Annotated in this window: 11 protein-coding genes; 8 read left to right on the top strand and 3 right to left on the bottom strand. The window is 36.2% G+C overall.

The annotated features are described in order from the left end of the window. Positions 1 to 4: 4 nt before the first annotated feature. Positions 5 to 1186 carry a MalY/PatB family protein gene (locus JOD07_RS02220; RefSeq protein WP_158740216.1) on the top strand — a complete coding sequence of 394 codons (1182 nt, stop codon included), beginning with the start codon at positions 5 to 7 and terminating at the stop codon, positions 1184 to 1186. Between the two features lie 106 nt (positions 1187 to 1292). Next, a complete protein-coding gene (rpsD, locus tag JOD07_RS02215) occupies positions 1293 to 1886 on the top strand; it encodes a 30S ribosomal protein S4 (RefSeq protein WP_158740217.1) in 594 nt (197 codons plus the stop codon). Positions 1887 to 1925: 39 nt separating this feature from the next. Here rpsD and JOD07_RS02210 read toward each other — a convergent pair whose 3' ends face one another. Then, positions 1926 to 2804, bottom strand: coding sequence for a DegV family protein (locus tag JOD07_RS02210; RefSeq protein WP_158740218.1), 879 nt, complete (start codon positions 2802 to 2804; stop codon positions 1926 to 1928). A 200-nt stretch (positions 2805 to 3004) separates the two neighbouring features. Here JOD07_RS02210 and JOD07_RS02205 point away from each other — a divergent pair, with 200 nt between their 5' ends. The 6 genes from JOD07_RS02205 to JOD07_RS02180 all read left to right on the top strand — a co-directional run bounded on the left by JOD07_RS02205 (position 3005) and on the right by JOD07_RS02180 (position 12688). Further along, positions 3005 to 3481, top strand: coding sequence for a metal-dependent transcriptional regulator (locus JOD07_RS02205; RefSeq protein WP_330636094.1), 477 nt, complete (start codon positions 3005 to 3007; stop codon positions 3479 to 3481). Positions 3482 to 3601: 120 nt separating this feature from the next. Further along, a complete protein-coding gene (gene polC, locus JOD07_RS02200) occupies positions 3602 to 7912 on the top strand; it encodes a DNA polymerase III subunit alpha (RefSeq protein ID WP_204611935.1) in 4311 nt (1436 codons plus the stop codon). A gap of 249 nt (positions 7913 to 8161) precedes the next feature. After that, the gene (locus JOD07_RS02195) at positions 8162 to 8833 is read left to right on the top strand and encodes a response regulator transcription factor (protein WP_204611933.1); all 672 of its coding nucleotides are present in this window, start codon (positions 8162 to 8164) and stop codon (positions 8831 to 8833) included. 1 nt (position 8834) lies between these two features. After that, entirely contained in the window at positions 8835 to 9854 is a 1020-nt protein-coding gene (locus tag JOD07_RS02190) for a sensor histidine kinase (protein ID WP_204611931.1), read from the top strand. A gap of 127 nt (positions 9855 to 9981) precedes the next feature. Next, the gene (locus JOD07_RS02185) at positions 9982 to 10749 is read left to right on the top strand and encodes an ABC transporter ATP-binding protein (RefSeq protein ID WP_204611929.1); all 768 of its coding nucleotides are present in this window, start codon (positions 9982 to 9984) and stop codon (positions 10747 to 10749) included. Then, positions 10742 to 12688: an FtsX-like permease family protein gene (locus JOD07_RS02180; RefSeq protein ID WP_158740222.1), complete on the top strand. Its 1947-nt coding sequence runs from the start codon at positions 10742 to 10744 to the stop codon at positions 12686 to 12688. Before JOD07_RS02185 ends, JOD07_RS02180 begins: the two co-directional genes overlap by 8 nt. 63 nt (positions 12689 to 12751) lie before the next feature. Here JOD07_RS02180 and JOD07_RS15775 read toward each other — a convergent pair whose 3' ends face one another. Further along, the gene (locus JOD07_RS15775) at positions 12752 to 14110 is read right to left on the bottom strand and encodes a nucleoside recognition domain-containing protein (RefSeq protein ID WP_204611920.1); all 1359 of its coding nucleotides are present in this window, start codon (positions 14108 to 14110) and stop codon (positions 12752 to 12754) included. Further along, complete coding sequence (locus JOD07_RS15770; protein ID WP_204611918.1) at positions 14103 to 14870, bottom strand: FeoB small GTPase domain-containing protein; 768 nt, start codon at positions 14868 to 14870, stop codon at positions 14103 to 14105. The genes JOD07_RS15775 and JOD07_RS15770 overlap by 8 nt, the downstream gene beginning before the upstream one ends. Between the last annotated feature and the right edge of the window lies 1 nt (position 14871).

Below are 14871 nucleotides of genomic sequence, written 5' to 3'. Positions count from 1 at the left end.
GCGCATGAATTATAATTTCGATGAAATCATAGACCGAAAAAATACCAATTCCATAAAATATGATTTTGCCGTAGAAAGAGGCATGCCTGAAGATGTTATTCCCCTTTGGGTGGCCGATATGGATTTTAAGACCCCTCCTGCCGTCATTGAGGCTCTTGTAAAAACAGCACAGCATGGGATTTTTGGATATTCTGATAATAAGAAAGAATATTTTGAGGCAGTCTGTAATTGGTATAGCACCAGATTTAACTGGAGGGTGCAAAAGGAATGGATTGTAAAAACCCCTGGTGTGGTGTTTGGAATAGCTGCTGCAGTTCGGGCACTTACTGAAAAAGGGGATGCGGTGATGATTCAGCAGCCTGTGTATTATCCTTTTTCTGAATTAATTCTGACAAATGGACGCCAGCTGATTAACAATCCCCTTGTTTATAAAGAGGGGAAATATTATATGGACTTTAATGATTTTGAAGAGAAAATTAAAGAGTATAAAGTTAAATTATTTATACTTTGCAGCCCTCATAATCCTGTGGGAAGGGTTTGGACGAAAGAAGAGTTAACTCGTGTTGGAGATATTTGCCTGAAACATAATGTAATTGTTGTGTCTGATGAAATTCATGGAGATTTCATTTATAAAGGAAATGAACATTTTGTTTTTGCTAATTTGAAGCCGGAATACATGAACAATTCGATTATATGTACAGCTCCAAGTAAAACCTTTAATCTGGCAGGATTACAGGTTTCCAATATATTTATACCCAGTAAAGAGCTTAGAAAGAAATTTAAAGAAGAACTTAGACGTACTGGTTATAGTCAAGTGAATACCATGGGACTTGTTGCCTGTCAGGCTGCTTATGAACATGGAACAGAGTGGCTGGAGGCATTAAAAGACTATTTGAAAGGCAATTTAGACTTTATCAGAGAGTTTCTTGCAGAACGTTTGCCACAAATTAAGCTGGTAGAACCTGAAGGAACATATCTGGTTTGGCTGGATTGTAAGGGTCTCAATTTAAGTGAAGCCGAACTTGAACACTTGATTATAAGCAAAGCTAAACTTTGGCTGGATGGCGGTACCATGTTTGGAAGAGAAGGAGAAGGGTTTCAACGGATCAACATTGCTTGTCCCAGAGTGATCTTAGAAAAAGCCTTTTTACAGCTGGAAAAAGCCATAAAAGAATATGTTCGATAGCGATTTTCAAATAAAAACTATTCTCATTTCTTGTTTTTTGTGTTATAATAGATTCGGCATAAAATTATCGCGGCAAATTTGATAATTTTTATGGAGGAAAAAATAGATGGCAAGAATGAGACAGCCCCGTTTTAAGCTTTGCAGACGCTTAGGATTAAATGTAATCGGGCATCCCAAGGCAATGAATCGGGCAGGAAATGGACAAAGCAGAGCAGATAAGAAGTTATCTTACTATGGAATGCAGCTTTTAGAAAAACAAAGATTAAAGGCTTATTACGGTGTATTGGAAAAGCAATTCGGTAAGTATGTTGACCAGGCCATTAAAAGCAAAGATGTATCCGGAGATGCGTTGGTTAAAATCCTTGAACGCAGACTGGATAATTTAGTATATCGTATGGGATTTGGAAGTACTCTAAGTCAGGCAAGACAAATGGTCAGTCATGGGCATATTACTGTCAACGGCAAAAAGGTGAATATTCCTTCTTATATTGTGAATGTCGGTGACAGAATAGAATTAAAAGAAAAATCCCGTGGCATACAGTTATTTGCAGATAACTTTAAAGCCAATAAAGACTTCAGTCTTCCATATATCTCAAAAGATACAGACAATTTCTCAGGGACATTGGTCTCAATTCCCAATCGTGAAGATATTCCTATTCAAATTGATACTCAGTTAATCATTGAATGGTATTCAAAATAGTCGTTAAAAAATAAAAACCACTTTTAAAGTGGTTTTTATTTATATGTGGTCATATTTTTTGATAAAGCAAATGCCTATGGTATCGGGTCCCGTATTGGTTCCGATGGTTGTGCCTATTTTAAAGAATGGAAGGTCTATTTTAATATTCCATTCTTCTTCCAGCATACTTTTAAGCGCTTCTGCTTCTTCAATACAATCCCCTTCAGCAATGCAGAATTCATAACTGTCAAAATTATTTTGAACAATTTCTTCTGCCATTTCTATGATTTTTCTAAGTGCTTTTTTTCTTCCCCGGATTTTGCCATAGGGGTTTAGCTCTCCGTCTTTTACCACAATAAGAGGTTTAAAATTGAGAACGCCTCCAATGAGTGCACTTACTTTTCCTATACGCCCTCCTTTTTCCAGATATTCGAGAGTATCTACAAAGAAGGTAATTCTGGCGGTTTCTTTTAAAACTTCGATATTCTTTATTATGTCTTCCATAGAATATCCAGCTTTTTTCATTTTAGCTGCCTGAAGAACGATTAGCCCTTGTCCGGCAGTGGCCTGAATAGAGTTAATGACTTCTATCTTTGCTTCTGGGTATTCTTCTTCAAGAATATTTTTAGCATTGACGGCCGCTTGATATGAACCGCTGAATTTAGATGTGAGACAAAAGCAAATAATATTTTTATGATCTTGGATATACTTTATAAAAGTTTTCATATAATCGTCTACAGAAGGTAAGGAGGTTTTAGGAAAAACATTTTGATTTCGCAGTATATGGTAAAAATTTTCAAGCGTTATTTCTTCTCTCTCTTTGTAATACGTGGTTTGATCAAAAGATACATAATATGGAATGAGTTCTATATTATATTCTTTGAGCAAAGAATCTGGCAGATCACAGGAGCTGTCAGACAAAATCACAAAATCAGACATCAAAAGTCCTCCAATCATTTTCTAATATCTATCTTAATCTATTGTAATATGCGGCCTTACTGATGTCAATTAAAGATATGGCAGATAATCTTTTAAAACCTAACAAAATATTCCATTGATTTGTACAGAAAGGAACAAGGTTTATTTCCAGCGCAGGTAAAAGTATGTAATATATAAGGCGGTTTTAGAATATACTTGTTGTGAACCAAATAGATGGGAGAAGGATCAATACTATGCTGTCCCCGAGTTTACAAGACTATTTAGAAGAAATGTATAGATTGTCTACAAAGATTGATGAGATTCGTGTTTCCGATATCGCACAGATCTTAGATGTATCTTTACCCTCTGTAGTCAAGGCTTTACATAAATTAAGCAATAGAGGATATGTGGTCTATCAGCCCTATGAATCCATTAAATTAACTGAAAAAGGAATTTATGAAGGAAGGTTTTTGGTTCAAAGAAATCAGTTGCTGAAGGATTTTTTGACTGTATTGAATACCTCTTCAGACATTGACAAAGAAGCAGAATCTATGGAACATTATTTGTCTTTTTCAACCATACAGGCCATAGAAAAATTTGTTCATTTTATGAAGGAAAACCCTGATGTTCAAAGGAGATATGATGAGTTTTACAAAATGCAAAAAGAAGAATATTTATTTTCAGATCAACCAAGATAAGTTTGGAGAAAGGACTCTTATAATATCAAAACATTATTAATAAACATTTAAATGACAAATAATAACTGAATCTAGTATAATAATAAGGCATAGAAATATTTTGCAAGAGGGTTAAGGGATATGAGAAGAATAAGTGAGATTTTTAATGACTATCCGTCCAGTGGCAATATTAATACTGCCATTCTTGAAGAGGTTATCATAAGGAAAGATACAAAGGCTTTGGAAATGAAAATCAATGCGTTTAATTATATTGGAAAAAGAGAAATCGATTATTTTAATAAATTCATCAGAAAAAGATTTGCATTAAACGATTCCAAAGTCATTGTAAGATACATGATCGGAGAAAACAAAAAACCTCTCAAGGAGGAGTTAAAAAACATTATTGTTTCCATGGGAGACGAACATCCTGTTTTAAAAGCAATCATTGACAATTATGATGTTGAAATTGGTGACAATGTCATAAAATTTAATATTGGCATTCCACTGTCCCATTTTTTATATTCGATGGGCTATGACAAAAAAATTAATCAGGAGATTAAATCCCTATATGGTAAAGAATATAAGATTGACTTCATTGACCAAGTAAGTAAAGAAGAGTTAAAACGCCTTAGTGAAGACCATCAGGCTAAGACGCTGCAAATCATTAAAGAGCAAATGACACAAACCTCAGGCAATAATATTTCTAACACGCCTGCTGAGTCTGCAGGTACAAAAGAAGACCCCGCTTTGATTCTTGGACGAAACTCTAAAATTAAAGATCCAATAATAAAAATTGTTGACATTACCCCTGATGAAGGACGAATCGCTATAGAAGGGGAAATATTCAATCTGGACTCCAAAGAACTGAAAAGTGGAAAGATCCTTATTTCTTTCGATTTATATGATGGTTCCAGTTCCATGACCTGTAAGGCATTTTGCAAACCTGAATCAGGAGAAGAAGTATTATCAAGACTTAAGAAAGCCAAAGGTGTTCGAGTTGCCGGAAATTCAGGTTACAGCAGTTTCTCCGGAGAAATTGAGCTGGTTGCCCATACCATAGTGGAAACAGAAGGATTAAAGAAGAATAAAAGAGTGGACAATGCAGAGAAGAAGCGGGTAGAACTGCATGTACATACCCAAATGAGCCAAATGGATGCTACAAGCAGCGCTACCGATTTGATTAAACGAGCCATGAGCTGGGGTATGAAATCCATTGCCATAACAGACCATGGAGTTGTACAGGCCTTTCCCGAAGCCCATAAGCTTTTAGGAAGGGACAATCCTGACATGAAGGTGCTTTATGGAGTAGAAGCTTATCTTGCACCGGATAAGAAACCTTCTGTAGTAAATGACAAAGGACAAGGCCTGGATACCATTTACTGTGTACTGGACTTGGAAACCACAGGATTCTCACCCAAAACTGAAAAGATCACTGAGATAGGGATCATGAAGTTAAAAGACGGCAAAGTTATCGACAAATTTAGCTGTTTTGTTAATCCTGAGAAGCCAATTCCGCCAAGAGTAGTGGAAGTTACCAATATTACAGATGATATGGTAAAGGACGCAGAAACCATAGACAAAGTATTCCCGAAAATTCTGGAGTTTTTAGAGGATAGTGTTTTGGTTGCCCATAATGCTTCCTTTGACATAAGATTTTTAAAACACAATGCAAAGGTTTTAGGATACGACTTTGATTTTACATACATCGATACATTAACCTTAGCCCATGAACTTTTCCCAGATTTTAAATCCTATAAACTGGGGAAAATCGCAAAAAATCTGGGGATTAAAGTAGAGGTTGCCCACAGAGCTTTGGATGACGTAGATACAACGGTTAAAGTATTTAATATCATGCTGGACATGCTAAAGGAGAAAGGGGTAAGAACCCTTGCAGATATAGAGAAAGTCTATGCTGATGATGAGCAGATCAAAAAAGAAGAGTATAAAAAGCTTAAAACTTATCATGCAATTATTTTAGCAAAAAATTACACGGGCTTAAAAAATCTGTACAGGCTTGTTTCCTATTCTCATATAGATTATTTCTATAAAAAGCCTCGTATTTTAAAAAGCATGTATAAAAAATATTCTGAAGGATTAATCCTTGGCAGTGGATGCAGTGAAGGAGAACTTTATCAGGCAATCCTCCAGGGAAAATCCGATGAGGAGATAGAAGAAATTGCCCGGGATTATGATTATTTGGAAATTCAGCCTTTAGGGAATAATGAGTATCTGATCAGAGAAGGCCAGGTAGAAAGCGTAGAAACCCTAAAAGAAATCAATCGTCAAATTGTAGAACTGGGAGAAAGATTAAATAAACCGGTGGTGGCCACAGGGGATGTGCATTTCCTAGATCCGGAAGATGAAATCTATAGACGTATCCTGGAAGCAGGCCAAGGATATAAAGACGCAGATAAACAACCGCCTCTGTATTTAAGAACTACCGAAGAGATGTTGGACGAATTTTCATATTTAGGCCCTGAAAAAGCTTATGAAGTTGTGGTTACCAATACCAATAAAATTGCGGATATGTGCGAGCAGATCAGTCCGATTTCTCCAGAAAAATGTCCTCCTCATATAGAGGGGTGTGAGCAAACCATTAAAGACATTGCCTATGGAAAGGCCCATGAATTATATGGAGACCCTCTGCCGGAAATCGTCCAGCAAAGATTGGATAAAGAGTTGGATTCCATTATCAAAAATGGGTTTTCGGTAATGTATATTATTGCACAGAAGCTGGTATGGAAGTCCAATGAGGATGGATATCTGGTTGGTTCCAGAGGTTCTGTCGGTTCTTCATTTGTAGCCTATATGACTGGCATAACAGAAGTAAATGCCCTGCCGCCTCATTATAGATGCCCGAAATGTAAGTATTCAGACTTTACTGATTATGGATTTAAAAATGGTTTTGACCTTCCAGACAAGCAGTGTCCCGTTTGCGGAGAAATGCTGGCGAAAGACGGAATAGATATTCCTTTTGAAACTTTCTTAGGATTTAATGGGGATAAGGAGCCGGATATAGACCTGAACTTCTCTGGGGAATATCAGGCAAGAGCCCATAAATATACGGAAGTGATTTTTGGAAAAGGGACAACCTTTAAAGCGGGTACCATTGGTACCATAGCAGAAAAAACTGCTTTCGGCTATGTAAAAAAGTATTTTGAAGAAAAGAATATGAAGGTTAATAAGGCTGAAGTATTCAGGCTTTCAAAAGGGTGTACCGGTATCAAAAGAACCACTGGACAGCATCCGGGAGGAATTATTGTTGTTCCCAAAGGAAGAGAGATTTTCGAATTCTGTCCTATACAACATCCTGCTGATGATCCGGATTCAGATATCATCACTACCCATTTTGATTATCACTCCATTGATCAGAACTTGTTAAAGTTAGATATACTGGGACACGATGACCCGACGGTAATCAGAATGCTGCAGGATTTGACCGGTGTAGACCCCTTAACCATTCCTATGGATGATAAAGCGACGATGTCCATCTTTTCATCCACTGAAGCCTTAGGAGTAACCCCTGAGCAGATTAATTCAAAGGTAGGGACTTTTGGAATTCCTGAATTTGGTACAAAGTTCGTAAGAGGAATGCTTCTTGATACCATGCCTAAGCAATTCGCTGATTTAATCTGCATATCAGGGCTTTCCCACGGTACTGATGTATGGCTGGGAAATGCAAAGGATTTAATCGATCAGGGTATCGTGACGCTAAGTGAAGCAGTATGTACCAGAGACGATATTATGATTTATCTGATCAAAAAAGGCCTCCCTCCAAACACTGCTTTTAAGATCATGGAAACCGTTCGTAAAGGAAAGGCCCTAAAAGATCCTAAGTGGCCAGAATATGAACAGATGATGAGGGAACATGATGTGCCTGAATGGTACATAGAATCCTGTAGAAAAATAAAGTATATGTTCCCTAAAGCCCATGCTGCGGCATATGTCATGATGGCTTTTAGAATCGCGTGGTTTAAGGTTCATATGCCCAAGGCTTATTATGCTGCATATTTCACCATAAGAGCGAAGGCTTTTGATGCTGAATATATGATCTATGGGAAAGAAAAAGTTAAAGCAAAAATGAAAGAAATTGAAGACCTCGGTAATCAGGCGACTCCAAAAGATAAGGACATGTATGAAGATTTGGAACTGGTACTGGAAATGTACGAAAGGGGTATAACATTTCTTCCAATTGATTTATACAAATCCCATGCTACGAAATTTTTAATAGAAGGAGATGCCCTAAGACCTCCTCTTAACAGTATATCCGGTATGGGAAACATCGCTGCGGAAAGCATATACAATGCAGCTCAGGAAAAACCCTTCAGTTCCATAGAAGATTTGAAAAAGCGAGCTAAAATCGGAAATGCAGGCATTGAATTGCTTAAGAAATTCGGATGTCTGGAAGGCATTCCGGAAAGCAACCAAATGAGCTTTTTTGACATGATGTAATGGAAAGCACTTATGAATAAATCTTTTTAGAAGATTTATTTCATAAGTGCTTTTCTTATGAAGTAAAAAGGTTGTTTGGGTTGAAAAATCAAACTTTTTAATTAATAAGTGTGACGTAGTTGCATTTTTGGATAGAACAGAATACTGTGATTTATGAATGCATTAGGTTATCTACATATTCCGAGAATTATTGATTTGATTACCAGTAAAAGTTATAATGAAGTATAAAAAATAACAGGGGGCATCTCAATGTATAAAATTCTTATCATTGAAGATGATTTAGCTATAGCCAATTCGATAAAAAAGCATATGCAATCCTGGGGATTTGAAACAGAAACGATTTATGATTTTAAGGAGATTATGTCTTCTTTTACAGATTATAAGCCACATCTTATTTTGCTGGATATTTCTCTGCCATATTTTAATGGCTATTACTGGTGCAGTGAGATTAGGAAGGTATCGAATGTCCCAATTATTTTTATTTCATCTGCTTCTGATCATATGAATATCGTGATGGCTATGAGTATGGGCGGGGATGATTTTATTACGAAACCTTTTGAATTGGATGTATTGACGGCAAAAATACAGGCGCTGCTAAGACGCACCTATGATTTTGGGAATGTGTCCCATGTGTTGGAGTACAACGGGATCCAACTTAACATAAGCAATTTAACTTTAGAGTATAATGGACAGAAGATAGAGCTTTCGAAGAATGAAAATAAGATACTTCAGATTCTTTTTGAAAACAAAGGAAAGGTTGTATCCAGAGACAGTATTATGGTTAAGCTTTGGGAAACAGATCATTATATTGACGATAATACATTAACTGTGAACATTACAAGGCTTCGTAAACGACTTCAGGAAGTAGGGCTATCCGATTTAATTGCGACCAAAAAAGGCATAGGATATATGGTGGAATAGTATGAAACAGAAGGGAAAAGAATTCATTCAGCTGTTTATTTTATATTTTAAGGCTTATATAAAAGAGATCATCTTTTATGTCTTAGCAGCCAGCATCTTTTTTCTTGTATTTTCTTTATATGGGTTACCGTTAGAACCTGTAATTTATTCCTTTATTCTGTGTATGAATATAGGAGTTGTTTTTTTGTCTGTAAATTTTATGGATTATTACAGGAGACATAAGATATTAAAGGATTTGCAGGATAGTATTGTTTTAAGTCTTGAGAAACTTCCAGATGTCAAAGATATGATTGAACAGGATTATCAGGAACTTCTTTCTATTCTTTATAATGCCAATGTTCAAAGTAAGTATGAGGCAGACGAAAAATATAACAATCTGATGCGCTATTATACTTTATGGGCTCATCAAATTAAGACGCCTATTGCAGCCATACATTTAATCCTTCAGGAAGAAGAAAACGAACAGAATCTTGAACTATCTATGGAGCTTTTTAAAATTGAGCAATATGTTGAATTTGTCCTTCAGTATCTGAGACTTGACAGTATGTTTTCTGATTTGGTGTTCAAAAAGTATAGTTTAGATGAGATTGTAAAACAAGCCGTTCGAAAGTATGCAAGAATGTTTGTGAGAAAGAAGATTAAATTGGATTTCAAGGGGTTAAACTGCGAGGTTCTGACGGATGAAAAGTGGTTATGCTTTGTCATAGAGCAAATTTTATCCAATGCACTTAAATATACGAAACAAGGGATGATTTTCATCTATATGCACCCTGATTTTGAAAAGACTCTTGTTATAGAAGATACAGGAATTGGAATTGCCAAAGAAGATTTAAACCGAATATTTGAACGGGGATTTACAGGCTATAACGGAAGATGGGATAAAAAGTCTACAGGACTTGGACTATATTTGTGTAAACAGATTTTAGACAGACTCTCCCACAGGATTACAATAGAATCAGAGTTGGATCAGGGAACAAAAGTGTTCATTCATTTAGAAACCATTCAGTTAAAAGCAGAATGATATTGCTCATAAAGTGCAATCTTACAGGAGTGTAAGTTTTAAGGAAGAAATGTAAGCCAAGGTTAAGGCAGACATTTCTTCCTTTTGCTATACTTAAGAAAAAAGCATTGATTGGAAGGGGAAAAAGATGACGCTATTAGAAGTTAAAAAGCTAAAAAAAGTATATACCAGCCGTTTGGGCACCAATCATGTTCAGGCACTGTCAAATGTTTCTTTCTCTGTAGAAGAAGGTGAATATGTAGCCATTATGGGAGAGTCAGGTTCGGGGAAAACGACTTTGCTCAATATTATTGCAGCTCTGGATAAGCCTACAAGTGGGGAAGTTGTTTTAAATGGGATAAGCAGCCAAAACCTTAAAGAAAAAGATATTTCAAAATTTCGCCGTGATAATTTAGGCTTTGTCTTTCAGGACTTTAATCTTTTGGATACTTTTTCTTTGCAGGACAATATATTTTTGCCATTGGTTCTCTCGGGGAAATCTTATGATGAAATGAACAGCCGTCTTAAACCTATAGCAAAGAAACTGGGCATTGATGATATTCTGCAAAAATATCCCTATGAGGTTTCAGGAGGTCAAAAGCAAAGGGCAGCCGTTGCCCGGGCATTGATCACAAAACCTCAGCTGATCCTTGCCGATGAGCCGACAGGTGCTCTGGATTCACGCTCTAGTGGCCAGCTTCTTGATTTATTTAATGAGATTAATGAAGAAGGACAGACGATTATTATGGTTACCCATAGTATTAAAGCAGCCAGCCATGCAAGCCGTGTACTTTTTATTAAAGATGGCGAAGTTTTTCATCAACTTTATAGAGCATTCATGTCACAGGATGAGATGTACCAAAAAATTTCAGATACGCTGACGATCATTGCTACAGGTGGTGTGAAAAATGAGTAAGATGTTTTACCAAAGACTGGCAATATCCAATATCAAAAAGAATAAACAGGCTTATTCTCCATATATTCTGACGTGCATTTGCAGCGTCATGATATTTTATACGATCGATTTCATATGTGTGAATGAGGAATTTAATAAATCCTATGAGTTAGAAATTCTTAAACTTTTACTTAGAATAGGAACTTTTATTTTGGCAATATTTACTGTAATTTTTCTTTTTTATACCAATAGTTTTTTGATTAAAAGAAGAAAAAAGGAGATAGGCCTTTACAATATACTAGGTATGGAAAAAAAACATATTGCTAAGGTTTTATTCTGGGAAAATTTAATAGTGGCACTTCTTAGTATGACAATAGGATTAATCTGGGGAATTTTACTGAGTAAGCTTATGTTTTTAATACTTATTAAAATTATAAAGTTTACAATATTTATGGGATTTATTATTTCAATAAAATGTATTTTAGAAACAGTTATTCTCTTTTCTGTAATTTTTGCGCTGACCTTGATCAATAATCTAACACAAATTCACCTTGCAAAACCTATCGAACTGCTTAAGGGAGAAGAAGTTGGAGAAAAAGAGCCAAAAACTAAGTGGCTGCTTACCCTAATTGGTGTTCTAAGCCTTGGAACTGGCTATTGCCTTGTTTTAGTGATCCAAATACCGATGCTTATGCTTTATCTGTTTTTTGCAGAGGTTATTTTAATTATGATAGGAACCTATACTCTATTTACAGCAGGCAGTATCACTTTTTTAAAGATGCTAAGGAAAAATAAAAAATTCTATTATCAAAAGAACCATTTCATTAATGTATCCAGCATGATTTATCGTATAAAACAAAATGCCATAGGGCTTTCCAATATTTGTATTTTATCAACAGCTGTTTTGAGTATAGTATTTATCATAACATCTCTTTATCTTGGAATAGACGATTTACTTAGAACGAGATATCCGAAAGATATTTTAATGCAAGTATTTGATGAAAGACAAGAAGAAATGATTAAGCTGCGCAAGGAGGTAAAGGAAACAGCCAGTAATCTTAATGTGACCATAAAAGACGAAATCGAATATCGTTTGGCAACCATGCCTATGAATCAGAATAAAAATATTTTCACTTATGCGGATAGAAGAGAATCCCTATTTAATGACACATGCCTGCTGGTAGCGATGCCTTTAAGCGATTATAATGTCATCACCAATCAATTGGTTTCTTTAAATGAAGATGAAGTTTTATTATATATCCATAAGAGGAAAATCAAAGGTGACCGTATAAGTATTTCAGGTAATGTTTTTACCATAAAGGAACGGATCAGTCATTTGCCTGTAAAAGGCTTTACTTTTGATATATTAGCCAATGGATATTTAATTGTTGTGCCAGATGAAAGAATTCATGATATCGCTATAGAAGGGCTGACTGATCATTATGGCTTCGATACGGATGCCAGTCCTGAGGAGGAGATTGCTTTAACAGAGGCAATTACTCAAATAATTCAGGAAAGAAATGTGTTTGCAATTTGCGAAGGACTGGAGCAAGCAAGGGAAATATTTTTAGTTATATTTGGAGGGGTTTTGTTTATTGGCATTTATCTTGGAGTGGTTTTTATTATGGCTACTGTACTGATTATTTATTATAAGCAGATTTCCGAAGGGTATGAGGATAAGAATCGGTTTGAAATCATGAAGAAAGTAGGAATGACCAAAGATGAGATCAAAAAAGTAATTAAGAGTCAAGTCCTTATGGTATTTTTCCTGCCATTGATTACGGCAATCATTCATTTTATGGTTGCGCTTAAAGCCATTATAAAGGTTTTTGCAATGCTTAGCCTTATGAATACTACCTTATTTCTGTATTGCATCATTGGGACCATTGTGATTTTTACATTTTTTTATGTTGCCATATATGTCCTTACTTCCAGAACGTATTATAAAATAGTCAGTTAAATGATGAGAGTAGACGGGCAGTTTTGAAGTGATGATTTCAAAACGGCCCTTTTTGATGGAGTATTATATTAAATGAAGCCAGTGGGTGATCTTAGTAGTACTAAAACATATAACAATGGCAACAAGTGTTGGAATGATAAATGAAGCTATGGTCCATTTAAGACTCTGGGTTTCTTTCCTAATTGTCCATAGGGTAGTACCACAGGGGAAATGGAAGAGAGAGAACAGCATAACATTTAAACAGGTAAGCCAGGTCCAGCCGTTGGCTATAAAGACATTTCTCATTTCTTCAACGGTTTCAAGCTCAATCATAGAGCCTTTTGATAAATAACTCATGAAAATAATAGGCAATACGATTTCATTGGCTGGTAATCCGAGAATAAAAGCGAGAATAATAACCCCGTCTAACCCTATAGCTCTTCCAAACGGCTCTAAAAATCCGGAAATATGATTCAGGATACTGGTATCTCCCACCATTATATTAGCCACAATCCAGGTAATGGCGCCGGCAGGAAGAGCTACACTGACTGCACGGCCGAGAACGAATAAGGTTCTGTCAAATATAGATCTGACAATGACCGTACCAATTTGAGGTTTTCTGTAAGGAGGCAGTTCTAAATTAAAGGTGGAAGGAGTACCTTTCAGTAAAGTTTTAGACAGTATGAAGGATACAATAAAAGTAACTGCTATTCCGGATAGCACAAGGAGTATAACGATCCCGGAGCTTAAGAAAGCAGCAAAAGGTGAATGAACAGAAATACCAATAAGGATCATAGAAAGTGCAATAAGGGTAGGGAATCTGCCGTTACAAGGAACGAAATTATTTGTTATCGTGGCAATCAGTCTTTCTCGTGGAGAATCAATAATACGGCAGGCAACAACCCCTGCTGCATTACAGCCAAATCCCATGGCCATGGTAAGGGCCTGTTTCCCATGGGTTCCGGCTTTCTTAAATAATCGATCCAAATTGAAAGCAACTCTGGGCAAGTAACCAAAGTCTTCAAGTAAGGTAAAGCATGGAAAGAAAATAGCCATAGGCGGCAGCATAACAGATACAACCCATGCTACAGTACGATACATACCAAGAATTAAGATACCATAAAGCCAGTCAGGAGCTTTAAAGAATATAAAAATTTCAGTTAATCGGTCTTCCATCCAGAATAAAAAATTAGCGAGCATAGCAGAAGGAACATTGGCCCCAACAATAGTTAACCAGAAAATAAAGCAAAGCAGTATGAGCATGATGGGGAATCCGGTCCACTTTGAAGTTAAAATGTCATCCAGCTTATGGCTCCAATCTATATGTTTTTGCTTGGGGCAGTTAATGACAGAGTCTGATATTTCCTTTGCACGTTTATAAATGGACGTTACAATATCATCTCTAAAAAGATCAGACGAAATCGTTCTATTCGAATCATGCATGTTTGCACACCCCTTTACAATAAGAATAATGGGTAATTTTATCTAAAATATCAGTTTCTCCGTCAAGAAGTCGTAAGGCAATCCATCTGGGGTTGAATCCATCTGGTACTATGGGTTTTATCATATTAAGAATTTTTTGGATTTCTGTTTCAATGGTTTCAGTATAGATCGTAGGCTTCGGACTCGGAATAATTTTCTTGGTACACACATTATAAACAGTATCCATCAGTTCTTCTAAACCTTTTCGGCTTCTTGCAACTGTTCCAATTACGGGGATTCCCAGTTCATCTGAAAGTTTCTTTAGATCAATTTTAATATGTTTTTTTTCTGCTTCATCCAGAAGATTTACGCATAGGATCACACGATTTGTAATTTCTATCACTTGAAGGACCAGATTTAGATTTCGCTCAAGACAGGTTGCATCTACAACGACGATGGTCGCATCAGGTTTTGCAAAACAGATAAAGTCCCTTGCTACTTCTTCCTCTACAGAGTTGGCGAGAAGAGAATAGGTTCCCGGCAGATCGACTATAATAAATTCTTTATCCTTTCTTTTATGAAATCCTTTAGCATTGGTTACGGTTTTACCGGGCCAATTTCCTGTATGTTGTTTCAATCCTGTCAGTTCATTAAATAGTGTACTTTTACCCGTATTAGGATTCCCTGCTAAGGCGACTACCATTTGATCAGCGGATGTTTTTTCAACATGATATAAGTCCACAATAGATTTTCTTTTGCAGGTACTGCACGTTAATCCCATA

Origin of the sequence: Defluviitalea raffinosedens, assembly GCF_016908775.1 — a bacterium.
Lineage (GTDB): Bacteria > Bacillota > Clostridia > Lachnospirales > Defluviitaleaceae > Defluviitalea > Defluviitalea raffinosedens.
The sequence above is the reverse complement of the archived record's forward strand: the minus strand, read 5'-3'. Positions and strand labels throughout refer to the sequence as shown.

What these genes read in the sequence shown, in the direction of transcription:
- JOD07_RS02220 (WP_158740216.1), top strand. Translation starts at nt 5, where the DNA reads ATGAATTATAATTTCGATGAAATCATAGACCGAAAAAATACCAATTCC.
- rpsD (WP_158740217.1), top strand. Translation starts at nt 1,293, where the DNA reads ATGGCAAGAATGAGACAGCCCCGTTTTAAGCTTTGCAGACGCTTAGGA.
- JOD07_RS02210 (WP_158740218.1), bottom strand. Translation starts at nt 2,804, where the DNA reads ATGTCTGATTTTGTGATTTTGTCTGACAGCTCCTGTGATCTGCCAGAT.
- polC (WP_204611935.1), top strand. Translation starts at nt 3,602, where the DNA reads ATGAGAAGAATAAGTGAGATTTTTAATGACTATCCGTCCAGTGGCAAT.
- JOD07_RS02195 (WP_204611933.1), top strand. Translation starts at nt 8,162, where the DNA reads ATGTATAAAATTCTTATCATTGAAGATGATTTAGCTATAGCCAATTCG.
- JOD07_RS02190 (WP_204611931.1), top strand. Translation starts at nt 8,835, where the DNA reads ATGAAACAGAAGGGAAAAGAATTCATTCAGCTGTTTATTTTATATTTT.
- JOD07_RS02185 (WP_204611929.1), top strand. Translation starts at nt 9,982, where the DNA reads ATGACGCTATTAGAAGTTAAAAAGCTAAAAAAAGTATATACCAGCCGT.
- JOD07_RS02180 (WP_158740222.1), top strand. Translation starts at nt 10,742, where the DNA reads ATGAGTAAGATGTTTTACCAAAGACTGGCAATATCCAATATCAAAAAG.
- JOD07_RS15775 (WP_204611920.1), bottom strand. Translation starts at nt 14,110, where the DNA reads ATGCATGATTCGAATAGAACGATTTCGTCTGATCTTTTTAGAGATGAT.
- JOD07_RS15770 (WP_204611918.1), bottom strand. Translation starts at nt 14,870, where the DNA reads ATGGGATTAACGTGCAGTACCTGCAAAAGAAAATCTATTGTGGACTTA.